The sequence below is a fragment of the Leptospira limi genome, assembly GCF_026151395.1.
GTDB classification, from domain to species: Bacteria; Spirochaetota; Leptospiria; order Leptospirales; family Leptospiraceae; genus Leptospira_A; species Leptospira_A limi.
On sequence record NZ_JAMQPV010000001.1, the window covers coordinates 1,016,968 to 1,041,211 of the forward strand.

Genomic DNA, 24,244 nt, shown 5'->3' on the forward strand with positions numbered 1-24,244 from the left:
TTTTCCTTTTAGATAAGATATAACTTTTTTCGAATGGAATATGCATATGAAATCTTTTAGAAACATTCCAGAACTTTTATTGCCTGCTGGGAACCTAGATAAGTTAAACATTGCTTATTTGTATGGAGCAGACGCAGTTTATTGTGGAGTTCCACGTTATTCATTACGTGCCAGAGAGAATGAATTCTCAATGGAGGATTTACAGACAGCAATCACGATCGCAAGAAACCTCAATAAAAAAATTTATTTTACAGTCAATAACATACCTCGTAACTCGAAACTTGGTTCTTATCATAAGTATTTAGAACAAATGGCAAGATTAAAACCTGATGCTTTGATTATGGCAGATCCTGGATTGATTCATATTACTAAAAATGCATATCCTGATTTAGATATCCATATCTCGGTACAAACAAATACAATGAACTATGCCGCAGTTGAATTTTGGAAGGCATATGGTGCAAAAAGAGTCATTTTGTCTAGAGAGGTATCCATTCCTGAAATTAAAGAGATAAAAGATAAAGTACCTGATATGGAGATTGAAGTTTTTGTTCATGGTTCTATCTGTATTGCTCATAGTGGAAGGTGTTTTATGAGCAATTATTTTAAAAATCGAGATGCAAACCAAGGATCTTGTAATAATGCATGTCGTGATTTATATAAAGTGTATGTTACAAATCCAAAACAAAATGATGAACCCATGGAACTGATAACGGATGAGGATGGAACATTTTTAATGAATTCCAAAGATCTACGTGCCATTGAATTTTTACAAGAGTTATGTGATGCTGGAGTCGATTCTCTAAAGGTAGAAGGGAGAACCAAAAATGATTTTTATGTTGGCATGGTTGCCAGAAGTTATCGAAATACATTAGATGGAATCAAACGTGGAGAGAGTTTTGATCGGAAATGGTTGGAAGAATTGGATAAACTTTCTTCCAGAAAATATTTTTCAGGTTTTTTAACAAGAGATATGGAAGACCAAATACCAGTAGAAGAACAAAATTTTCAAAACAATGAGTTTGGAACGAGTCTACAAAAAACTCATCATTACGTAGGTCTTGTCAATGGATACCAACATAAGAACCAAAGAGTTATCATTGAAGTAAAAAACAAAATAGAAAAGGGAGATGTTTTAGAAGTAATCAATCCACTTTCAGAGGATATTGTTCCATTTGTTGTCAATGAAATGTATTACAAAAACAATTTAGTTGATGTTGTTAGTGGGGGGATTGGATCTGCAGAAATTACAGTACCCTTTGAAATCACAAAACAATCCTTTCTAACCAAACGTATCCTTTAGGAGATTTAGTATCGGATTCGATGGGATGAATATTTGTTTTTAACTTGAGCAATCCATTCTCGTTGAGAATAAATTGCCGATTGTTTGTTAATGATAATTAGATTGTTTTGATTAGGATTTGTTGTGAAAAAAATAAAATTACCATTTTACCTTCTTATTTTATTTTTCTTTTGGAGCTGCGGAAATGCACAAGAGGAAAGTATGTCCGTGGCATCGGAAGAGAGAAAAATTGCGAGTGCCTCTGCAGAAAAAAAAGTAGCACCGAGTTCTCCTTCATTTGAAGAAAGTGCCGATTCCATTCCACAGATGAAGGAAACGACCATTGGGCCTGTTTTCCTTCCGATCCAAAATAACCAAGATCGTTTATTGGAATTCCAAGTGGATTTAAGTTACCAAACCTCGGATTTAATCAAAACCAGAAAGGATTTTTTGGTTTTTGTGAGTAAGTATGGATTTATTGAAAATAGTTCAGCGATGAATTCGGAATCACCCTATATGAATGTGAAAATGCACATTCGTTCTGACAAACTATACGATGCATTATTGGAATTGGATACGTATGGGACATTACTTAGTGAGAATATAAGTACGATTGATCACACAGAAGGAATGGTTTGGGAGAAAATTAAAACCAACCGAGAAAAAATTCGTTACCAAAGAAGGGTATCTGCCAATCACCAAACAACAGGTAACTCAAGGAATTGGTCTGCAATTGAAGAAGCAATTACGGAAAGTGAAAATGAGATCGACCAAACAGAACTTCAAGTATGGAAAATCAATGATAAAGTAAAATGGGCTACATTAAATGTCAGCTTTAGCATTCCCACTCCTGCTGACAAAATCATCGTACCCCAATACCAAAATGCATTTGTAGGAATTTTCAATTTGTTTTTAGAACTCACATATGTTTTGGTTTGGATGACTCCCGTTTTTGTATTGATAGGATTATTGTACTTTCCCTCTAGGAAAGTACTGAATTGGATGAGAAAAAAGAATTAACCAAACAGTTCATTCAGTTCCACAAGATTGTGAATTGATGTTAAATGCTTTTTTTGTTTTCGAATACTGATTGCATTTCTCACCAATATTGATTCACTATGTTTTGATTGTTTCCATTCATTCGAATGGGAACTCATTTAATTTTCTATGATCAAAATTTTACTCATCGAAGATGAACCAGGCATACAGGAGACCATTCAAATTACATTAGAGTCAGAGGGATTTTTACTGACAATCGCATCCACTGGATCAGAAGGACTTAAAATGGTGACAGCTGAAATCTCAATTGTGATCTTGGACATTGGATTGCCTGACTTAAATGGTTTTGAAGTTCTAAAATTAATCCGTCAAAAATACCAAATCCCTGTGATATTTTTAACAGCTCGAAATTTCGAAATCGATAAAGTACTCGGATTGGAAATTGGAGCTGATGATTATATAGTCAAACCATTTAGTCCAAGAGAACTTTTGGCAAGGATAAGAGCCATTCTTAGGCGAACACAAAATCCAGTCTCTAATGAACCGATCTCCAATCAAAAAATTAGAATCTCACTGGAGAAAAAACTAATTTATTTCAATGGAAATTCGCTGAATTTATCACCTTACGAATACAAAACGATGGAATTGTTTTTTAAGTGGCCTGGACGAATCTTTACGAGAGAAGAAATTATGGACAATGTTTGGACTGAACCTGAAGATAGTTTTGATCGTGCAGTGGATACTGTGATTAAAAATATTAGAGCTAGATTTAAAGAATTAGATCCGAATTTTGATCCAATAGAAACTAGAAGAGGTCAAGGATATGGATTAAAGGAAATCATATGAATCTTTGGTTACGAATTATCATCAGTTTTTTTTTATCCTATCTATTGGTTTTTATTACTTAATCGATAAAACCGAAGAATCAATTCGTCCTCGTTATATGGAAACAATCGAGGAATCATTAAACGACACAACTCATGTCCTTTCTGCAATTGTTGAAGAACAAATTAATGCAAATCCGAACGAAAGGTACCATCTTAAATCTTTAGCTGAATCATTATTTAGAAAACCATTTCAAAATGTGCGGAATCGTAATTTTGAAGCAAAAATTTATTCATTATTAAAAACAAATGCAGATCTTCAAATGTACATCACTGATGCAAAAGGAATCGTAATTTTTGATTCTGAAAGTTATCGTGAAGGTCTAGATTATTCCAAATACAATGACGTTTATTTAACGTTAAAAGGAAAATATGGAGTTAGATCCAGTAAAATGATCGAAACTGAAAAAGAAGGAGCATTGTTCATTGCCTCTCCCATTCGGTTTCAAAATCAGATTATTGGTGTTTTAACGGTCATCAAACCGAAAATAGGTGTCATTCCATTCATCGAGGAAGCAAAACATAAATTTTGGCGAATCTCCTTAATCGTAGCTTCATCCATTGCGATTGTATTTAGTATGCTTGCTTATATCAGTTTTCGACCCATTTTGCGTTTGTCTAAATACATTACAGCCTTACGAAATAAGGAGAAAAAACCGTTTCCAAAATTAGGAATGAAAGAACTAAACGAATTGGGAAAGGAAGTTGACCAACTAGTAGTCGAGTTGGAAGGAAAAAAATATGTAGAATCATATGTGCAGACATTAACTCATGAAGTGAAAAGTCCTTTGTCTTCTATACTTGCAGCAGTAGAATTAATACACTCGCATCCAAATGAGATAGAACGACTAACAAACACAATTGATTCTGAGGCGAAACGGATCCAAAATCTTATCGATCAATTATTAGAATTATCTTCTTTAGAAGGGAAAAATTCAATCGAATTAAATGACACTATTGATTTAGGTTCATTTTTAAATGAAATATTGTTCCGATTTGAAATTGAATTGGAAAGAAAATCCTTATCAGTGAAAAAAATATTTCCAGAAGGTTCGGTAATGATTAAAGGAAATCAAAACTACCTAAGGATGGCCATTGAAAACATCATCCGTAACTCAATTGAATTTGCAAATCCGAGCGATTTGATTACGATCCAATTAGAATCTATCTCTCATTCCCAAGCTAAATTAATCATTTCTGACCAAGGTCAATTGATTCCTGAATATGCTTTAACAAAGGTTACGGATAAATTTTTTTCCTTACCTAGGCCAATTGGTCAGAGAAAAAGTTCTGGCCTTGGGTTAAGCATCGTAAAAGAAATTTTAGATTTTCATAAAGCAGAATTGAAGATACAAAATAGAACACCCAAGGGAGTGGAAGTGAGCATTTTGTTCCAAAAATCGTAGTCCTCACACAATCCTCACATTGTCATCATAATTAGCTCACCAATTTCATTTACAGTAAATCTGTAGGAGTTTTGTATGAGCAAACTAATTTCGTCTATCAATTTACGTCTTATGATCCTCGGTGTGATGATCATATTATTTATCATTCCCCTTTCTATGGTCGGTTCCTTAATCGAAGAAAGAAATCAATCTAGAATAGATGCAGTTACTGAAGTAGGAGAGAAGTGGAGTCAAAACCAAACATTCCTCGGACCAATTTTAGTCATCCCATATAACATACGGATTCCAAAGTCAGGGAACGCACAATCCAAAGAAAAGTGGGATTATATTACAGAGTATGCTTATTTTCTACCCGAAGATCTTGGATACCAAGTGGGTATGGTAACCGAAGAAAGACAAAGAGGGATTTATCATATTCCACTTTATACAAGTAAAATCAATGTTAAGGGAAAGTTTTCGCCAGTTAAATCAACTGATTTTCCATTAGATACAACATATATTTATTGGGATGATGCTAGAATCATTGTTTCAGTAACCGACTTAAAAGGATTAGGTGGTGACTTGAAACTAACTTGGAATGGCAAAGAGAAAACATTTACACCAGGCACAAAATCAAACTTTTTTCCTTCGGGAATGAGCCTTCCGATTCCTTTGGAGGAGAATGAAGGGAATTCCGTTTTTAATATGGATGTTTCCTTAAAAGGATCTGATACATTCTCAATCATTCCGATTGGAAAAAAAACAAAAATGATGATGGAATCGAATTGGAGAGATCCTTCTTTCAATGGAAATATATTGCCAGTTGATCGAGAAATTTTTGATGGTGGTTTTCGTTCTCTTTGGGAAACTTCTTATTTTTCTCGTTCGTTTCCGCAAGTGATTCATTCCTTAGATGATTCGATCCTTAACTCAATTCATAACTCTGCATTTGGAGTTAGTCTATTGATTCCGGTAGATCATTATTTAAAATTAGAAAGATCAGTAAAGTATGGATTACTTTTTATCGTCACAAGTTTCACACTATTTTTTCTCATGGAAGTGTTCGGTGGTATCTTATTACATCCAATTCAATATGTTTTAATTGGATGTGCAATGGTTATTTTTTATGTTCTCAATCTATCCTTATCGGAACATATCGGATACTTCGTTGCTTACATGATCTCTTCTCTCTCTGTGACTATATTAATTGGTTATTATGCAATCCATGCTTTAAAGAATAAGAAAAAAGGGATTTTGACAGGAATATATTATCTCTTTTTATATTCATTTTTGTATATCATATTGGCATCAGAAGACCAGGCATTGTTACTTGGCTCAATTACATTGTTTATGATATTAGCGCTTGTAATGCATTTTACGAGAAAAGTAAATTGGTATCAATTCGGTATGAACTTAGAAACTAAATAGATCTAATAAACTCTGTAGTGAATTTTAAATTTACTGCAGAGTTTATTTTAATGATTCTAGATATTTTTCGGGACTCAGTCCTATCATTTTTTTAAACATTCGGTTGAAGTGAGCTTGGTCAAAAAAACCAAATTCATTTGCAAAATCAGCGAAATGAATCGAATTATCTTTTTCTAACCGTTCCGCTATTTCTTGCATTCTAAACTGTTGGATTATCCATTTTGGACTTACACCTATATATTCACGAAATAACCTTTGTAAAGTACGGATTTGAATAGAATGTGCTTTCGAAATTTGTTCAACGGATAGGATTGAGTTATTCGACTTTATAGCATCAATCATATGATTTAAGTCCTCAATTTCTGATTCTTTCTTCAATGATTTATTTTGAATCCAAGATTCGAAAAGTTCAATCTTTGACTTATCATCTGTTGTTTTACAAAGTTTCGCTTCCATTTTTATATCTTCTTTAAGATTGAATAACGAAATGAAAGGAATCCTTTTATTGGTTAACTTTGCAATTTTATCCAAGTAAACTGGATAAAAACCACCAGGTTTAAATTTAATACCAAATACCGATCCTTTACCACTCAATGAAATCGTAAATTTTTTTTGCTGAACTCCATAAACAATCGAGTTTCTCTTTTCGAAAACAATATGAACACTTGGATAAGGAAGTGTTTCCGCAACGTAAGTTTCATTTTTTGGTAAATCCCATTGAACGCTCCAAAAATGTTCAATGAAGTAAAGTAAAGATTCGTTGGGAAAATATCGATGGTGGATTGTGTTGGAATGAGTTTTTTTCTGACGTAAAACACCTTTTGTTGGTAAACCTTTATCGCGCTCCATGAAACAAATTTCAATTTTTGACGTGTTTTTACAATTCAAAACTTCTTTTAACATTTATACTAAAAAAAAAGGATACAAATGAAACTTATGCCATCAATTAATCAAACCTTAAAAATTGAATTCAATATATTCATCCATTCTAATGTAAAGAAAATTTGGAACTTACTTGTGACACCAGATTCCATTAAAGAATATTTATATGGAACTGAAACAATTTCCAATTGGACAATTGGTAGTGATATTCGGTTCAAAGGAGAGTGGGATGGTAAAACATACGAAGACAAAGGAACAATTTTGAATTTAGAGTTTCAAAAAGAATTAAAGTATACCTATTTATCAAGTTTCTCCGGAATGCCTGACCTACCCGAAAATTATTCAGTCATTGCAATGAATCTGGTGGAGAAAAAGGAAGGTGTCGTATTACGTCTTTGCCAAACTGGATTTTTTTCTGAAGAACAACAAAAACACTCTGAGGAAAATTGGAGGGAAATATTAGAAAAAATAAGAATGCTTGCTGAAGATAGAAGTGTCTGATGCTCGCAAATTTCCTACGTTTTCAAATCTATATGTCACTAAAAACTCAAATTTGATTAAAAATTGATACTCATATTTTGAATTCGTATGGATTCTTAATTTTTTACTCGTCTTTATAGGAGTATGCACTCTTTAGAAGATAAGATGAGTTATTTTTTTCGGAAAATAGGTGCATTTTTATTTGTCTTTGTAGTTTATTTTACTTCAGGAAAACTTAGTTTATATCTATCTTCGATTGATGGATACAGCACTCCAGTTTGGCCACCAGCAGGTTTTGCACTTGGTTTTATCTTAATTTTTGGTAATCGAATTTGGATTGCTCTTTTTTTAGCAGCATATTTTACTAACACACAATTTTTTGATCCAGATTTCAGCTGGTTCCAAACTATCACAAAAAATCCTCAAAATGTTTTTATTTCGATTGGGAATTCCATCTCTGCATTGTTTGGTGGCTATTTGCTTAAAAAATATTCTGACTCAAAATTGAATATTTTTTCAGTTAGGGATCTATTATCTTTTTTTATTTTAGCCGGCCCATCAGCAGCGATTGTGTCTTCCCTTATAGGTAGCTTTTCATTATTGGCTTTTGGTATTATTTATAATGATTTTTTGTTCCAAACTTGGTTTACATGGTGGTTAGGTGATTCAATTGGAATCATCATCTTTACTCCCATTCTAATTTTGACTCACAAATGGTTATCAAAAGAAGAAACAGGAATGCGTTTGGTTCTATTTACTTCTGCCACAATGGGTACATTTATTCTCACACTTACAATTTTTTTTGTAACAAGAGATTGGGAAAAAGAATTTATCCAATACAGAATTAAGTCCGACGGACAAATTATATCGTCAGAGATAGAAAACCGTATATTGGAAAATTTGCGAGTTGTTAAGTCATTAGGATCCTTTATTGGCCTTCAAAAGAACATGAGTAAAAATGATTTTGATACATATGCAAAGTCAATATTAGATGAAACAGAAAGTGTTTCTGCATTATCATGGAATGTTCTATTACCAAATGCAAAACGTATCGAATATGAATCAAAGTTAAAGTTTGATTACCCTGGTTCGATTGGAATTAAATTTAAGGAAGGAAATGAATACAAACTTTCTCCAACGAAAGAAAAATATATTTTTGTTCGTTATATTTATCCAATCCAAGGAAACAATTCTGCAGTAGGATTTGATGTATTTTCAAATCCAATTCGAAAAAAGGCCTTATTAAAAGCAATGGAATCTAATAAATTAGAGATCACTGGGAAAATTAATTTAGTTCAAGATAATATTGATAAGACTGGTTTTTTAGTTTTTTATCCATTAAAAAGAAGCAGTGGTGAATATGGTTTCGCCACCGCTGTGATCAAAATCAAATCTATTATTAAAAAATCTTTAATTGGAAGTGATCAAAATAATCTTTGTGTGCAAATATTAGAAAGTGATGATGAACATACAAATGAAGTATATAATAACAATTGTATTGCTTCGCAGGAGAAAATATTCTCAGATTTTTCTCATAGTCATAATATGAAAATCGGAAGTCATCTGCTGACATTTCGAATTGTTGCTACAAAAGAATATTTTGAGAAAAACTTAACTAACGCTTCTAGATTTATACTCATAATCTCTTCTTTATTAACAGGACTCCTTGGAATACTTATGCTCATTATTCTTGGCAAAGAAAAGAACATCCAAGAAATTGTTGAGAAACGAACTTTCGAATTGGAAAAAGCAAACCGTGTAAAGTCAGAGTTTCTCGCAAACATGAGTCATGAAATTCGCACTCCAATGAATGGTGTTTTGGGAATGTTAACTTTATTAGAAGAAACCAATGTAGATCTGGAACAAAAGGATTATTTGGATAACGCTAAAAAGTCTGTTCTATCACTTTTGACAATCATCAATGATATATTGGATGTATCCAAGTTAGAAAATCATAAATTAGAAATTATCCCAACTGAAACAAACGTCTATAAACTTTGCAGAGACATACAGTTACTGTTTCAGTCTGATGTAATAGAAAAAAATCTAAAATTTAATTTAGATTTTATGATCGAAGATAAAAATTTACATATTTTAGTCGATGAAAATCGATTGAGACAAGTATTAAACAATTTGATTAGTAATTCGTTAAAATTTACTCCAAGTGGAATCATTACATTAGCAGTCAAATTAGATCCAAGTCGAAAGTTTATCGAATTTTGTGTTCACGATACCGGAATAGGAATTTCAGATGAGAATATAAAAAGATTGTTTGATCGATTCGTTCAATTGGAAGATGCAAGAACTAAACGATTTGAAGGTGCTGGGTTAGGTTTATACATTTCAAAACAGTTAGTCAATTTGATGGGCGGAGAAATCAAAGTTGATAGTATTTTGAATATTGGATCTACGTTTAAGTTTACGATTCCATTCCACCAAGTATCTGTTCCTAAACAATTCATTCCTCGAATAGAATCACCTGAGACATTTAATTTAAAAAACATTAACGTTCTTGTTGCTGAAGATAATCTCTTGAATCAGAAATTTGTTAGAAAGGTCTTAGAGAAAGAAAAAGTTCATGTAACAATAGCTTCTAATGGAATTGAAACGATTCAACTTTTGGATGCATCTCTTGTCAGTGATAGTAAAAAATATGATCTTATACTTATGGATATTCAAATGCCAGAATTAGATGGTTTGGAAACTACCAAACGTATCAGGAATCGTAAAGACGAATACCAAAGGGTGCCTATCATTGCATTAACTGCTAATAACATGGATTCACAGATACAAGAATACCTCGAAAATGGAATGGATGATTGTGTAAAAAAACCAATTATTCTATCTGAGTTACTCAATTCGATTTATAAAATATTTTCGAAATCAATTGAATCCAAAATGTGAATGAACATCAAAAAGCAATGACGGCGTAGTAGATTCAATTATATTTCGGTTCGAATTCGTTGGTTTTCTTTTATGATATAATCTTCAAATTCATTTTCATAAGATTTTACTTTTTCAGAAATTTGTTTTTTGGTTTGATAGAGTGTTGGATATTTTTGCAGTGAAAAGGTTTCGGGTTCAATCATCACTTCACTTTCCTTTTGTTCAATATCGTAAACTAGTTGGTCTAAAAGTAAATGATATGTGAAATAAAAAGCAATAATCTCCATTTTGTTATCATAGTCTTTTAAAGATTTAATGGAATCGAACTTTTCAATTAAGTTTTTTCCAATGTCATTCAATGAAGTAACTTTTTTCTCAATTGAATCTTTAGAATCTCTTATTTCGAGGAATGCGTGTAATAATGGTAAACTTGCAATTTGATTGATCAAAATGATTTTCGACAATTGTGTTTTTTCAAAATCATCCATTAAAAACTGTTCGAATTTTGTTAATTTGATTTTTTGAGAAACAAGGTAATTTTGAATGAACAATGATTCAATTGCATAGGCATCAGCTTCAAAAAGTGCCTTTACGATGCGATTATTTTTATAAAATAAAAAATACCGTTGGCTATTAAAAAAATCATAAGCATGTGTGAATTCGTGGACTAAGGCAGAATAGAATATACTTGGATTTTTCTCAAATTGATCTAAAAAGTAAGTTCCTATGACAATTGCTGGTTTTTTATTTTCATTGTAAAAATCAACAAAACCCATAGCTGATAGATCTTGATTGCCATTGACATCGATTAAAAATGTAATTTCACCTTTCATAGCTTGTCTTATTATAAAATTTACTTTCTGTTCAACAAGATCATGTTTTGTCGGCGAAGATTTAAATACAGTTTCAAATTGTGTGATTGCATTTCTTAAAATAGGTTCATAGTCAATGAGTGTTTTTGGTTTGGTTTCATCTCCCAAAATTATCGTTGGGAAAATAAATAGGAGTAATAGTAAGGAATATTGTTTCATTTGATTTGCCTTGATTAATTGTTATTTGCTTGTTTAATCGGATTAACTTAAAAATTTATTCCGAAGATTTAGGAGTAGTTTCAATATTGACTTCTTTTAGAGTCCATCCTTCATACGTTTTCAAAAAGAATAAATGGAACATTTCTTCGCCTGATTTAAATTTTAAATACTTCCCAAAAATGTATTGTTCGTTGTTTCTTAAGTCTAAGTTTTCTAAAATTTCATTTGGATTCAAATTGATAAGGGAGTTTTGGAGAAAAAAGAATCGATTGGATATTTCATTTTTAGAATTTAAAGTCTGAATTGGATTTCCTGACATTTTGAATTCTTTTTTATCTTTCTCTTTTAAAATGAAATTTTGATCCAATAATTGTGCAACCTGATATATGTTTTTTTCTTTTAAGATTCTAAATGTTTCATTGATGTCCAGTGTTTCATTTACATTAGCTGAGCCTTTAAAAGTAAGTTTAATACTTGAAACCTTTTGATTTTGAACTTCAATGCTGAAATTTCTACTTTGATCATATGAGTAATATTGTATTGAAGTTAGTTCTTCTTTCGTTTCTTCATCAAATGCCTTTCTGATTTCGTCCGGTTTTCCAAATGTAGAGACAACCTTTTCTATTGGATCTCCTAAATTTATCACATTGAGCCCAAAGTATTTTGGATTTTTGTTTCCTTGGATTTGAATCGCCCACACTAAGTCTGGTCTTTTATTCTCAGATTCCACAACTAATATATGTTCTTCTAATTTGTAGGCATCGTAACTATATCCATCTTCAAATGTATGGGATTTAAATGGTTTGCCATAAAGATCGGAAACTAAATTTCGTTTTTGACCGAGTTTAATTCCATACATCATGAAGAGTTTTGATTCTCCAAAAATGGAGAATGGGAGAAGAACAATTACGATTAGAATAGGTATCGTTATTTTTGAATTCATTTAATATTTATAAGGAAGTATTTATTTTCTTAAGATTTTATCGATGGATTTCCCTTTGGCCAACTCATCAACTAGTTTGTCTAAGTACCTAACATTCCTTGTCAAAGGGTTTTGGATTTCTTCGACTCTATACCCACAAATCATTCCTTTGATTAGTGATGCATTTTCATTTAATGAAGCTCTTGAGAAAAATGTATCAAAGGTGACATTTTCATTGATTAGTTCTTTTATTTTTTTCTCATCAAAGGATGTGAGCCATTCGATCACTTGGTTTAATTCTTTTACAGTTCTTCCTTTTTTTTCAACTTTTGCAACATACATAGGATATACGGAGGCAAAGGACATTTTCGCAATTTTTTGATGGTGCTCTAGGGTAGGTTCCATACTTTAATTCTCTCTTCTAGTTTGGTAATGATGTGCAATATTCCCAGAGGAAAACGTTTTGACATCTATCAAATCTAATTTTACTGGAGTTTCCAAAAGATGATCACTAAATAACCTGGGACCTTGTCCCACAATGACGGGATGGATGACAAATCGATATTCATCGATTAGACCAAGGCTAGAAAGTTGAGAAGCAATACTTAAACTACCAACACTAATGTCCTTACCAACTTGTTTTTTAAGAAATTTCACTTCTTCCTCGAGTGACCGAGTAGCAATGGTTGTCTTGGGATCTGTTACCTTCGTGACCGTATGAGAAAACAAAATTTTTTCAAGGGAAGTGAAAACGTGAGCAAATTCATTACTAACGGAAGACATAGATTTATTTTTTGAGACTTCAGGCCAAAATGGAACCATCAGATCATAGGTGATTCGTCCATATAGGATTTGATCCGATTGTTTCAAAAAATTGGTGAAGTATTGGTGTAGGTCTTCATCGACAACCATTCCTGTATGACCATAAAATCCATCCGACGATACATTGATTCCAAAGACAACTTTTCTCATTCGCCTTTTTATATAAACTTTGTCTTGTCTTGGAAGTACATTTTGGACTTTGGAAAGGCCAAATTAGAAATTTTCTAAGCAAATGTTACATAAAACTTTTGTTTGTAAGAGATATTTTGGATCTCAATTAGGAAGAAATCATTTTGAATTCTGTTCAAGATTTGCAATCAAGTGTCAATTGTCCTGTATATAAACAATAATATAACAAATATTATAGATCATTCATTCGCTAAATTAGGGATAAGTATAAGAATATAAGTTTTATGGATATGTATTTTGCATTAACGAACAATAGTTGATATTTAAAAATTCTATGTTATGCGAAAAATTAGTTGACTGTTTCTTTCGGATTACTCAGATTTGGCGACATTGTCAATTATTGGAATCAAGAAATTCCTATAATTGATTCGTATATTTGAAAAAACTAAAAGGTAAAAAACATGCGCAAAGTATTGATTGTGATCTTTGTTGTTAGTTGTTGCAATTTGATAATGTGTAGCAGCGAAAACAAGATTTCCAATTTTAACAAAATGTTTATGTTTGGTTCTTTTTTTGCATCTAGTTCGGTTGTTGTTACACCTGAAACTGGCGCTGTAATCCAAGCTCCAACCATGAGTTTAACGATACCATTAGGTGCGTTAGATGAAGAAACTGTGATTACATATTCGGAAACAAGTCTGCCACCAGCAACTGATTCGATTGTACCTCTCCAAGTTGCCTATAAATTCGGGCCTGAGAATTTGCAATTCAACAAACCAGCAGAAATGAAAATATGTTATGATGGTCGACCTGAATTTTTGCAAGGCAAGAGTGAAAAAACGTTACAGATCCAGCACTATGATCCGGCAACAAAACGATATATAAGTTATGGTGGTGATGTTGACTTAGTGAACCATTGTGTCACAACTTCTATTTACCACTTTTCAAATTATATTCTGACAGCTCAAAACTTAGTATTAACTAACAATCCTCCTACAATCGGTGGTGCTACTTTTTTTCCTGGTCGATTGATCGAGGGACTACCAGCGGTTGTAAGAACGAGTATTCTTGATTGGGATGCATCTGCAATTGTGACTGCAAGATTTTATTATAGAACCCAAGGGAGTGGTTCTATTTTCAAAAGTATTGTTATGTTGCCTGATGAAAATGATGGTACTGGTCAGTTTTACCAGGCTAAAATTCCTGCAACAGATATTTTTGCAGCTGGTTTAGAATACTATATTGAAGTATATGATTCGTTAAATGCAAGAGTCACTCGGCCAACAACTGCACCAACTTCTTTTGATACCATAAGTGGTGATATAAGAGATAGTGTAACACCAATTCGGTTTCAAAATACAATCACCAAGATGACAGCTGGTTTTTCAAGAGACTTGACCATTCAAGTGAAAGGAAATTCCTCAGCAACGTATTACCCAGTGCCAGCGGAAACAATGACATTTGCAGGTGGAAAGGGGGTAACATCACGACCGAATTGGTTAAGTGCTCGTTATACTGCCCAAGTGATTGGTGGATCATACATCCAAGCAAGTTATGGAAATCTAAATCTTTCCATGCCGATTAATGTATATCCAGGTGTTATGGTGAGGATGATTGTCCTATATAACTCAGCTGAGTTACCGAATCCATTCCAAGTGAATGCTGGTACGACAACTGCGTTAGATGCAGCAGGTTATGATGCATTTAATAATTTCATATTTGTCCATCCAACATTCACTTCGGAACCAATCATTGGAGCCTTCGGTGATCCATTTTCTGAATTTGGAAAGTTCACCGCATCGTATCCTCCAACAGACAAAACAGGCACAATATCAGTAAGTTTAGGTGGATTTACATCTACATACAATATTTTAGTCAAAGGGTTTGGAATACTTTGTCCGTATGATGTAGGAACTTTTGATTCTACATGTATTTTTAATTAGAACGTTTAAATAATATAAGAGGAAAAAACAAATGAAAGGTAATATTAAAGAATATTTGAGAAGCGGATTTTATAAAGGTGTTGGGATTACTTTAGGATTTTTTACAACAAGTTTAGTGGCAGCTGCGGCAGCGATGAACTTATTTGCTCCAGGAGAAGTGATTAGTTCTGCAAGGATCAATCAGAACTTTCTCATTGCTGCTCCCGAAGGTGCGGTTGTTGCATTTTATCTTAACAACTGCCCTGAAGGTTGGGCACCTGCAGATGGAACGAACGGCACACCAAACTTAAGAGGAGCTTTTGTAAGAGGAAGGGATGATATCGGAACAGGTGCAGCAGGTAGAGATGAAGCGGGTTCAAGACCAATTGGAGATTTTCAAAACGATAGTTTCCAAGGTCACTTTCACCAAGTTACAGGAATTTCGGCCAGTGTCATGCAACAAAATGCTTGGAGTGGTGCTGGAACCGCATATGTTGGTTCTGGTTCTGTTACTATTGGAAGTCCTACAGATGGTGTTAATGGAACAGTTCGATATGGAAATGAAACTCGTCCTAAAAACATAGCTTTGACTTATTGTATGCGAAAAAATTAAGCGATTAAATTCGTTTCAAGAATAAAACACAATCGATAATTACAATCGATTGTGTTTTTTCCTCACTCAGTTCCACCCAATCAAATACTCATCAGTAAAAATGAAAATCCAATCAAAAGAGAAATTGGATTATACAATCGTTTTGTATAGCGTACAAATATTGGCTCCCAATGTTTGGTGACCCAAGGGAGATAACCGATTATTCCTCTTACAAGGAAGACAATGGCTACAAAAATCATGCTATACCGAATCAGATTGGTGATTTGCGGACTTAGATCTAAATTGATTCGAACCAACCATAAAACTGGTAAACTTGAAAACAAAACCAATCCAACCGCTACCACTAAACAGCTGAATGGTGATGGAAATTGATTTCCCCGTCCAAATACTTTGTTAATTAAATCTTGTTGATTGGTTCCTGGCCATAAACCACCAAACGCCCAGTAAATGTGAATACAGGCGAGGATGTTGAGTAAAAGGGAAGTGAAAATGGAAAGAATGAAATTTGTATTCATATCAGCTGCACTCGATATAGTCATAAAATTTCAGAAAGAGATATAACTTTTTTGTTCTCTCCTTTCATTAAAATTAGAATCTCGAAAAAGAATTAACCTTATAGAATTCCGTCGATTCTAGATGATTTTGAATTCGAAAGTATTTAAATATGGATAATATTTTGATCCATTGCGCCCCGGATCGACTGAGCGCCCTCGCCGAAGGAGAGCCGGAAATGTGCGCCCAGAATATCAAAATTAAGGGGATGATGCAGCAGAGGAAGAACCATATGATACAGCAACAAATACTCCATCACCATAGGCAACAGTATACCAGTCAGCAACGTTTGGTAATGTACGTTCTGTCCAATTGATTCCATCATTTGATGTGATGGCAATGGAAGAATTATAAGCGATTGCAACAAAAACACCGTTGCCATATGTAACGGAATACCAATACCTGTTGAGCGGGAGTGTTCGTTGGGTCCAAGTAATACCGTCAGTGGATGTTGCCGAGGTATTGCTATTATCAGCAACAATCACAAACATACCATTTCCAAATGTGATTGATTGCCAGTTGATTGCACTTGGTAACGTACGTTGTGTCCAGATGATACCGTCAGGAGATGTGGCAGCGATGGAATCACCAAAAGTAATAGCAACAAATAGACCATTTCCATAGCTGACTGACCACCAAGTAGAAGAAACTGGGAGTGTCCTTAATGTCCAATTGATTCCATCAGTAGATGAAGCTGCACGTGTGCTCGCAATGTCAATGGCAACAAATACGCCATTTCCAAATGTTACTGATTGCCAGCCTGTTGTTGGTGAAGGTAACGTACGTTGTGTCCAATTGATGCCATCAGTAGAAGTAGCTGCAATCGTACTATTGCTACTTGCAACAGCTACAAAGAGTCCTTTCCCAAATGTAACTGAAATCCACCAAGCGCCAACTGGCATTGTTCGTTGTGTCCAATTGATTCCGTCGGTAGAAGTAGCTGCCATTGTATTTCCAACTCCATCAGCAATTGCAACAAATACTCCATTACCGTACGCTATAGATACCCAATTTCCAGTCGGGATGGTTCGCGATGTCCATAAACTTCCATCGGAAGCAAAGCGAGAGTTGGAAAACGATAATAAATTGGCTCCACAATGAGAAGACTGGTCTCGCGAAATTAATTTTGTAATAAGTGTCGTCGTGTAAACTTTTCCATCCAAACTATTGTTCTATTTACCCAAAAAAAATCGAGTCAATAAATTATATAGTATCTAATTAGATAAAAATCTGCATTTGTTAGTTGTCAATTTTAGGTAAATACCGAAAGTATTTTAAAAATTAGGTATATATTAATCATACATAGTATCGATTAGGATGTCCTAAAATGCATGTGCCTTCTATCGCTAAAAGATCAAATTAGTTAACGGTAAGCTTTTGTTTGGTAGTAATGAACTGGAATGCATTCTCAGATAAGGTTTTACCGTTGATCGTAGCAGTCCAAGCCCCATGGCCAGCACCTACCAGTGGATTAAACTCATAGGATGCCCCGGAAGCAATGTATGCATCTCGGAGTGCTTCTGCTTGTGTAAAGGGAACATCTGCATCAGCTGTGCCATGTACAATGCTCACAGGAGGATCGTTAACATCAAACCTAGATTGTCCTGTTATGGCTTGGAGGTATGTCATATGATTGATCCCACCCCAATGGTCAATGATGGTGTGGATTTTGGAACCGGCTGTAAGGTTTGTTGTTGAAAGAGTGGAATCAGTTAAAGTTAAATTCTCATCTCGAAAATCGCTTACATTGGTGATCCCTAACATATTGGCTAAAAAAGATCCAGCAGATCCACCTAACGCGGTCACATAATTAGTGTTAATCCCATATGTTGAAGCATTGGCATAAAGCCAACGAACAGCAGCCTTTGCATCACGAGCAGCTGGATACATGGCATAACTTTGTTGTTTTTCTGTGGGTGTAAGTGATGAGTTTAACACATATGTACCCCAGGCAGTAGAAAGTGTACCGTATGCAGATGCCAATCGATAGTCGATGGAAATACAAACCCAGCCACGACTGGCAAAATAATTGGCAATCTCAACGATGTTTGTATCTTCTTTTGATCCTGTTGTGAACCCTCCACCATGGATGAGGACCATAGCAGGTCGGTTTGTTGGTGCGTTCTCGGGTAGATATAAATCTAAACTTAAATTGACAACACTGGTTGTGCTTGTCCCCCAATTTGAATGGCTTAGTGCTTGTGCATACACAAATGTCGATTTGGAAACTGTATAGGTTGAATTTTGTTTCACAGTCGGTGGGACGTTTGTTTGGCTGAGTTGAACGAGGAGTAGAGTGGAGAGTAACATATGATTGTCTGCATCCGACTTTCCTGTGATTTCATTTGGAAGGGCTGAACAAGATGATGTAATCGCAAGTGCACTCAATACGAATGCCAAAGTCATGTGAAAACGAAAACAATTGGGAAGATGTAAAAATTGATTCCTTTGTTTCATACCTATTACGACAGTTGGGATCGTTAATTCGAATGAATTTAAATCGTCTTAAGTAATTTTTTTTAGGAATTCATCTGAAAAGCAGATTCCATTTTTTCTATGTGACAAGAGAATTCCCGTCAATTGTTGGGAAAAAATTATTTCTTAGATGTTAAATCAGAGAATGATGATATGAAGAGTTGAATGTTACCATGGATCCAGTGACCTTATCTATTTTTCGAAAGGTCAAGGTCCAGAACATGTGCTATTGCAAGTGTCACCGTTGTTCACATTACCATCGTCACATGCTTCGCCAGCTGCTGCGTTGCGAATGCCATCACCACATACTGGAGCTGTACAATCCGAGTCACAAGTTACTGCATTCACACCTGACGAGTCACAGGCTTCAAAAATACTCTGTCTTGTACCATCGCCACAGAAACCAACACGTTTGCAAGTAGTTGAACACCCATTGCCGTTATCAATCGTATTGCCATCATCGCATGCTTCTGATGCATATGTCTGAGTGATATTGTTACCGCAAAGACCTGCCGTAGCTGTTTGAATGCTCGAAGCTGGTCCTTCTTGCCCACCACATACTGCTGTAAGGATATATGACCTTGAAGTTGCATCCACTTGGCCTGTGTGTACATATGGTGAAGTCACCCCAGTAATTTTTGAACCTGTTTGTGATGTGAAACTTGCTGAAGTTGAATGATAGAGGTTATAAGATTCTGCACCTGCGACTTATCCCAAGATAGTACAATTTGGAGGTTGCCACCTGTAGCTGTTAATGTAGGTGCGACAGTCCCTGCTGTAGCTGATATGGCAACTACGGAGAGCCAATTTTTCTGGATTCAACAATTAATTGACTTTATTTTGATTGGTTCCGTTTGATTAAGTTATATTCTCCATGGAATCGAAAAAGCAAATTATTTGGATTCAAAATTCCCCAGGATTCATACTAGGGAAATCAATCCATCGTCTATTTTTGTTGATTAGCATTTTTGTCTGTATGGAAGTTACCTTTCATTGCAAACCGAAAGAGCTCAATTCTGTCTGTGATTCGAGTTCAAAATCATATAAAGATTCGATCATACTTTTACTCGCAACGAGTGATAGGTTTCAATTTTGTGGTGGAACAGTTTTCCAAAAGCGAATCAAGACACCCCGTTTTTTACTTGTCTCGAATGTTGGAACTACATCTGCAACAAGTAACATCAGTGTATTTCGAATCAATTCAAACAATGGTGAAATTACCTCCGTTCCTGGATCTCCCTTTCAACTAACAAACCGCCCACGGTTTACACTTACGAATTCAACTGGGACAATCGTTTATGTTGCTAATGTTGGTAATACTTCTGTATCTACATTGAGTCTGAATCCAGAGAATGGTGAATTATCGACTAAATCATCTGATTTGGTTTTACCATCTACTCCCTATTCATTGGTGATGGATCCTTCCGAAAAATACTTGTTTGCGAGTTCTGAAACCACCCAACAAATTCATAGAATGGCAATTGATTCCTCTGGAAATATATCAATCATATCTCCTGCTACTGCAACTTTGAATCCAACTTCTGGAGCAGTCGGTAGGCTGGTATTTGATTCAACTGGAAGGCATTTGTATGTTGGACTCACAGGTGCTGCTGCAAATGTATCAGGAATCCAAGCATTTAGTTTGGATTCTCTTAGTGGATCGTTAACATCCATTGGTGTTTACAATACAAGTGAGAACAATATATCCGTTGCAATCTCTCCCAATGGACAATTTGTATATGGAGCCAATTATTTTTCACAAGATGTTTTTCCATTTGTTAGGAACCAAACAAATGGAACTCTAACAGCTCAAACTACGATTACGGCAGGATCGGCTCCTGCTTATACTCTTGTTGATCCATTCAATCGATTTTTATATGTTGCGAATAGTGGAACGGGACAAGGTACCATTTCTGCTTACAAAATTGACCAAGTGAATGGAACTTTAACGTCTCTTAGTGGGTCACCGTTTAGTTCTGGATTTAGCCCAATTGGGATCAGTATAGACCAAAGTGGAAAGTATTTGTATACTTCAAATACACAAGATGGGAATGTTTCTGGTTACACGATTTCTGAAACTGGTGGATTAACTCCAATAGCCGGATTACCTGTTGCTGCTGGAATCAATACATTTTCCGTAGAGATTGTATCATATTAAGGAAATTGAAGTAAATAGGAGACTAGAATATGATTGAATTTGAAAAACATTCCTTTTACCAAAAGTTGATTTGGCTCTTTCCGATTGCATTTTTTTTTCATGTGATTGAAGAATCAAACGGATTTTCCTATTGGGTCACTACTATATTAGAAGGCCAAATGGATGTTAGTGTATTTTATATAAACAATCTTATGTTTATGGTCGTCCTACTCCTTCTTACATTTTTTGCTTTCAAAAAGCAGAATGCGATTTCTACCTTTTTATTATTTTTATGGGTATCGGGACAACAGTTTTGGAATTTCGTATTCCATATTTATACTCAATTTCAATTTAACGCGTATTCGCCTGGTTATTTCACTGCTATTTTCTTATATTTTCCAATCTACATGTACTTAACATACCTTGCGCTCAGAGACAATCATATCGAATGGAAACAGTGGATCATCTGTTTTGTGTTCGGTTCATTAGGGATGGTGTTTACCATTTGGTCAGGTTTATATCATTTTGGTTCTGTTCCTTGGAGTAAATGGATTTAGAGAAACAGTTGATAAAGATCTGTTTTCGGTTTTTAAAACTATTTTGTTAATGAACACATAGTAGTTTCCCACATTTGCGGAAATCCACTATTTCGAAACTGGTTTGGTCATGTGAAAATGAAAACATGAAGCGAACCATTTTCATTTCAATTAGTTTCCTGCTATTGACAATTCAATGTGCCAACATACAAACTAGGTCAGACGATCGTTTTTATAATCTGTATTACCAAGTTGCAATTGGAAATACAGAAAGAGTTAGACAACTAATCGTACAAGGTTATGATTTAAACACACCTGAAGATACCTTTGAAAGATTAACACCGCTTATGATCGCTTCTAAAGAAGGTCACACGGAAATTGTATTACTCTTGGTTTCCATGAAGGTTGATTTAGATGCAAAAACTAGAAACGGACATACTGCCTTAATGATGGCAGCTTACAATCGTTATCCGAAAATTGTAAAAATATTACTCCAAGCAGGAGCAAATCCAAATTTAGTCACAAATGAAGGTCACACAGCCTTGTCTGAAATTTTACTTTCAGAAAGGGAAGAGATCGTTAAGTTATTGAAGGAGAAAGGTGCGCAATGAAATCCCTCATTGTCTCACCTAAATTATTCATTTCTCTCATGTTCTTATTATTGACCGTTCAATGTTCCAATACATTCTCCAATCACTCAATCGATAGTTGTCGGAGAAAATGTGTCGCAGACCAGTCACTTTGTTATCTGATTACGATGCAAAGTTCACCTGCAAATTCAAACCAACTGAATCTTACTTGTCCAGTTCTGTATATGGGTTGTTATTCCAGTTGTGATTCAAAATACCATTCTGGTTCTTCCCGAACTACATCATCTCGTTCTGGAAGTCGCTCGGGTGGTGGTCATTCTTCTTCAGGCGGCGGCGGGCATTCATCATCTGGTGGCGGTGGAGGGAGTAGTGGTGGATCTAGTGGAGGCGGACACGGAGGTGGAGGCCATTGAAAACATCAATCTGCACCCCAGGCCCATTCAATCGTAACACCCGATTTATTTTTTCGGAATGAAATTGTGTTTGGAATTTCATCTAAAGAATATTCAGCCGATGTTTCTTTTTCATAACTTAAATCTTTTATTTTAAAATCAGGTGATGAAAAGATGGAATAAAAAAATACGAATGCTGTTTCGAGTTTCCAATTCGGTAAAAATAAGACAGCTTTTCCCCAACCATATTCATTTTCACTTTGTTCTACATTCAGAGTAACACCTAATTCTGATTTGTATGATTCGGATATTTGTGAGTAGTTGGTTTGGTCTTCTTTGATTTGTTTTTTATCAGTGGAAATTTTTTTGAGAACAAAGATCCTAACAAGGTAAGGAGTGATATCATAACCAGTCCTAAATTCGTCATTTCGAATTGGTTGGTAAGGGCTAAGGAGTGGGCTGAAAGCATACCCCTCCTTTCCATTGTTTTCTACTTTGACCCATGTTCCTTCCAGAAGGATTTGGCTTGGTTTGTTAGTTTCCGGTGTGATCGCATCTAAGAATTTAATTTTTGATGGGACTAATTCCTGATTTTGTTTTAAAATTTTGACACTACTTTTGTTGGGAAGTTTTGATACCACTTGGGATTTTTCTGAGGGATTTGATCTTAGATTCAATCCGCGAGGGCTAGTTACATACCACATTTCGCCAGGCAATGGAAGTGTTTTGTTACTCTCATTCCCTTTTGTTTGAGAGAGAAGTTGATAGGGATCTAATGTTGTTATTAGTGAGAGTATTAAGAATTTGAGAAAAATGTTTTTTATCTGCATACCAAAATCCAAACTGATTATAATCGAGTTATCGTCCTTTCTTTCTATTGATTTCTATTCGTAAGTATGTTTTCATCTAGAATCTACATCTTTCAGATTCTTTAACAACACTTTGTTGAAGTTTTCGGGTGATTCTAATTGAGGAATGTGGCCAACTCCTTGGATGGTGTGCAAACGAGAATTGGTGAGTATGGAATTGATTTTTTTAGCATCTGCTAATGGTGTCACAGTGTCCAAATCTCCCCAAATTAAATCAATGGGCATTGTTAGATTTTTTCCATATTGTTTGGTATCTTTGGCTAAGAGATCATCAGAGTGGAAAATAAATTCACCTAACCAATCACCTAAAAAAGAAGTGGTTCCCTTGATTCGCATTGGCAATTGAATTACCTTTACCTTTTCTTCGGTGATACAATCAGATGAATGAACAAACTGGCTAAACAAGAATTTGGTTAAATGAGGATTAGTTGCTGTTACTTCCAGGAGTCTATTTCGTAAGAGAGAAAAATTCCAAAATGTTTCGAATAGATTTGGTTCGGATGGAGTTGAGTCTATTTTTTCTTCTAGATTAACAGCGATATCTACCAATTGTAAGGAAAGGATCCGTTTTGGAATTAGGAGTGCGGTATGTAGAGTCGCACCACCTCCAAATGAGTGTCCAAGTAAATGTACATTTTGTAATCCTAATGCATCAATCACTGAGACGATTCGTTTTCCTTGTTGGATTGATTTTAATTCTGTAGGTTTAGGTCTCTCAGAAAAACCAAAAGGGGGTAAATCAATTGCTATCGCATAATATCCATTTTGTGATAAAGCAATCATCGTTTCTCTCCAAAGTTCACTCCATGAACCCATTCCATGGATCAAAACAACTGCTGGATTTTTTGGATCTCCCATCTCTTGGATGTAGATGTTTACATCATTACTTTGGATCCATCTTCCAGTTTTAGGTGCAATTTCTTCCGGAGAAAGGGATTCTCGATACAATCGTAAACTGGCATAGAAGGCAAAAACTGAGAAAATAAACAGTCCAACAATCAAAACAAAATACTGAATGAGTTTCATAT

24 protein-coding genes are annotated in these 24,244 nt (G+C 34.7%); 13 read left to right on the forward strand and 11 right to left on the reverse strand.

Annotation, left to right across the window (positions count from 1 at the left end; translation table 11 throughout):
* Positions 1 to 46: 46 nt before the first annotated feature.
* The 5 genes from ND812_RS04790 (at position 47) to creD (ending at position 5,978) form a co-directional block, all read left to right on the forward strand.
* Positions 47 to 1,303 carry a U32 family peptidase C-terminal domain-containing protein gene (locus ND812_RS04790; protein ID WP_265374501.1) on the forward strand — a complete coding sequence of 419 codons (1,257 nt, stop codon included), beginning with the start codon at positions 47 to 49 and terminating at the stop codon, positions 1,301 to 1,303.
* Between the two features lie 123 nt (positions 1,304 to 1,426).
* Positions 1,427 to 2,302 (forward strand): DUF4349 domain-containing protein, encoded by an 876-nt coding sequence (locus tag ND812_RS04795; protein WP_265374502.1) that lies wholly within the window; start codon positions 1,427 to 1,429, stop codon positions 2,300 to 2,302.
* Between the two features lie 147 nt (positions 2,303 to 2,449).
* Entirely contained in the window at positions 2,450 to 3,127 is a 678-nt protein-coding gene (locus ND812_RS04800; protein WP_265374503.1) for a response regulator, read from the forward strand.
* A 4-nt stretch (positions 3,128 to 3,131) separates the two neighbouring features.
* Positions 3,132 to 4,571 (forward strand): two-component system sensor histidine kinase CreC, encoded by a 1,440-nt coding sequence (gene creC, locus ND812_RS04805; protein ID WP_265374504.1) that lies wholly within the window; start codon positions 3,132 to 3,134, stop codon positions 4,569 to 4,571.
* A 75-nt stretch (positions 4,572 to 4,646) separates the two neighbouring features.
* On the forward strand, positions 4,647 to 5,978 hold the full coding sequence (gene creD, locus ND812_RS04810) for a cell envelope integrity protein CreD (protein ID WP_265374505.1): 1,332 nt from the start codon (positions 4,647 to 4,649) through the stop codon (positions 5,976 to 5,978).
* A gap of 42 nt (positions 5,979 to 6,020) precedes the next feature.
* On the opposite strand, the gene ND812_RS04815 is transcribed toward creD, so the two are convergent.
* Entirely contained in the window at positions 6,021 to 6,827 is an 807-nt protein-coding gene (locus ND812_RS04815; RefSeq protein WP_265374506.1) for an AraC family transcriptional regulator, read from the reverse strand.
* An 87-nt stretch (positions 6,828 to 6,914) separates the two neighbouring features.
* Here ND812_RS04815 and ND812_RS04820 point away from each other — a divergent pair, with 87 nt between their 5' ends.
* Complete coding sequence (locus tag ND812_RS04820) at positions 6,915 to 7,361, forward strand: SRPBCC family protein (protein WP_265374507.1); 447 nt, start codon at positions 6,915 to 6,917, stop codon at positions 7,359 to 7,361.
* Between the two features lie 144 nt (positions 7,362 to 7,505).
* Complete coding sequence (locus ND812_RS04825) at positions 7,506 to 10,244, forward strand: CHASE domain-containing protein (RefSeq protein WP_265375904.1); 2,739 nt, start codon at positions 7,506 to 7,508, stop codon at positions 10,242 to 10,244.
* 38 nt (positions 10,245 to 10,282) lie between these two features.
* Here ND812_RS04825 and ND812_RS04830 read toward each other — a convergent pair whose 3' ends face one another.
* Genes ND812_RS04830 through ND812_RS04845 form a run of 4 tightly spaced genes read right to left on the reverse strand, consistent with a single transcriptional unit; the run spans position 10,283 to position 13,151 of the window.
* On the reverse strand, positions 10,283 to 11,257 hold the full coding sequence (locus ND812_RS04830; protein ID WP_265374508.1) for a hypothetical protein: 975 nt from the start codon (positions 11,255 to 11,257) through the stop codon (positions 10,283 to 10,285).
* Positions 11,258 to 11,312: 55 nt separating this feature from the next.
* Positions 11,313 to 12,200 carry a hypothetical protein gene (locus ND812_RS04835; protein ID WP_265374509.1) on the reverse strand — a complete coding sequence of 296 codons (888 nt, stop codon included), beginning with the start codon at positions 12,198 to 12,200 and terminating at the stop codon, positions 11,313 to 11,315.
* 21 nt (positions 12,201 to 12,221) lie between these two features.
* Complete coding sequence (locus ND812_RS04840) at positions 12,222 to 12,584, reverse strand: DUF2200 domain-containing protein (protein ID WP_265374510.1); 363 nt, start codon at positions 12,582 to 12,584, stop codon at positions 12,222 to 12,224.
* A gap of 3 nt (positions 12,585 to 12,587) precedes the next feature.
* Complete coding sequence (locus ND812_RS04845) at positions 12,588 to 13,151, reverse strand: dihydrofolate reductase family protein (protein WP_265374511.1); 564 nt, start codon at positions 13,149 to 13,151, stop codon at positions 12,588 to 12,590.
* A gap of 536 nt (positions 13,152 to 13,687) precedes the next feature.
* Between ND812_RS04845 and ND812_RS04850 the strand changes: the two genes are divergently transcribed.
* A complete protein-coding gene (locus ND812_RS04850) occupies positions 13,688 to 15,073 on the forward strand; it encodes a hypothetical protein (RefSeq protein WP_265374512.1) in 1,386 nt (461 codons plus the stop codon).
* Between the two features lie 31 nt (positions 15,074 to 15,104).
* Positions 15,105 to 15,665 (forward strand): phage tail protein, encoded by a 561-nt coding sequence (locus ND812_RS04855; RefSeq protein WP_265374513.1) that lies wholly within the window; start codon positions 15,105 to 15,107, stop codon positions 15,663 to 15,665.
* An 80-nt stretch (positions 15,666 to 15,745) separates the two neighbouring features.
* On the opposite strand, the gene ND812_RS04860 is transcribed toward ND812_RS04855, so the two are convergent.
* The 4 genes from ND812_RS04860 to ND812_RS04875 all read right to left on the reverse strand — a co-directional run bounded on the left by ND812_RS04860 (position 15,746) and on the right by ND812_RS04875 (position 19,319).
* The gene (locus ND812_RS04860) at positions 15,746 to 16,204 is read right to left on the reverse strand and encodes a DUF3995 domain-containing protein (protein ID WP_265374514.1); all 459 of its coding nucleotides are present in this window, start codon (positions 16,202 to 16,204) and stop codon (positions 15,746 to 15,748) included.
* A 213-nt stretch (positions 16,205 to 16,417) separates the two neighbouring features.
* Positions 16,418 to 17,380 (reverse strand): DUF6242 domain-containing protein, encoded by a 963-nt coding sequence (locus ND812_RS04865; RefSeq protein WP_265374515.1) that lies wholly within the window; start codon positions 17,378 to 17,380, stop codon positions 16,418 to 16,420.
* 196 nt (positions 17,381 to 17,576) lie between these two features.
* Positions 17,577 to 18,674: an alpha/beta hydrolase gene (locus tag ND812_RS04870; protein ID WP_265374516.1), complete on the reverse strand. Its 1,098-nt coding sequence runs from the start codon at positions 18,672 to 18,674 to the stop codon at positions 17,577 to 17,579.
* Positions 18,675 to 18,899: 225 nt separating this feature from the next.
* Positions 18,900 to 19,319 (reverse strand): DUF4215 domain-containing protein, encoded by a 420-nt coding sequence (locus ND812_RS04875; protein ID WP_265374517.1) that lies wholly within the window; start codon positions 19,317 to 19,319, stop codon positions 18,900 to 18,902.
* Between the two features lie 349 nt (positions 19,320 to 19,668).
* On the opposite strand from ND812_RS04875, the gene ND812_RS04880 reads away from it, so the two are divergent.
* From ND812_RS04880 to ND812_RS04895, 4 genes are all read left to right on the forward strand, one after another.
* The gene (locus ND812_RS04880) at positions 19,669 to 20,850 is read left to right on the forward strand and encodes a lactonase family protein (RefSeq protein WP_265374518.1); all 1,182 of its coding nucleotides are present in this window, start codon (positions 19,669 to 19,671) and stop codon (positions 20,848 to 20,850) included.
* Positions 20,851 to 20,879: 29 nt separating this feature from the next.
* Positions 20,880 to 21,386 (forward strand): HXXEE domain-containing protein, encoded by a 507-nt coding sequence (locus ND812_RS04885; RefSeq protein WP_265374519.1) that lies wholly within the window; start codon positions 20,880 to 20,882, stop codon positions 21,384 to 21,386.
* 125 nt (positions 21,387 to 21,511) lie between these two features.
* Positions 21,512 to 21,976 (forward strand): ankyrin repeat domain-containing protein, encoded by a 465-nt coding sequence (locus ND812_RS04890; RefSeq protein ID WP_265374520.1) that lies wholly within the window; start codon positions 21,512 to 21,514, stop codon positions 21,974 to 21,976.
* Entirely contained in the window at positions 21,973 to 22,368 is a 396-nt protein-coding gene (locus tag ND812_RS04895; protein WP_265374521.1) for a hypothetical protein, read from the forward strand. Before ND812_RS04890 ends, ND812_RS04895 begins: the two co-directional genes overlap by 4 nt.
* A gap of 5 nt (positions 22,369 to 22,373) precedes the next feature.
* Here ND812_RS04895 and ND812_RS04900 read toward each other — a convergent pair whose 3' ends face one another.
* Both ND812_RS04900 and ND812_RS04905 read right to left on the reverse strand, forming a co-directional pair.
* A complete protein-coding gene (locus tag ND812_RS04900; RefSeq protein WP_265374522.1) occupies positions 22,374 to 23,177 on the reverse strand; it encodes an SH3 domain-containing protein in 804 nt (267 codons plus the stop codon).
* A 72-nt stretch (positions 23,178 to 23,249) separates the two neighbouring features.
* Complete coding sequence (locus ND812_RS04905) at positions 23,250 to 24,242, reverse strand: alpha/beta fold hydrolase (RefSeq protein WP_265374523.1); 993 nt, start codon at positions 24,240 to 24,242, stop codon at positions 23,250 to 23,252.
* Between the last annotated feature and the right edge of the window lie 2 nt (positions 24,243 to 24,244).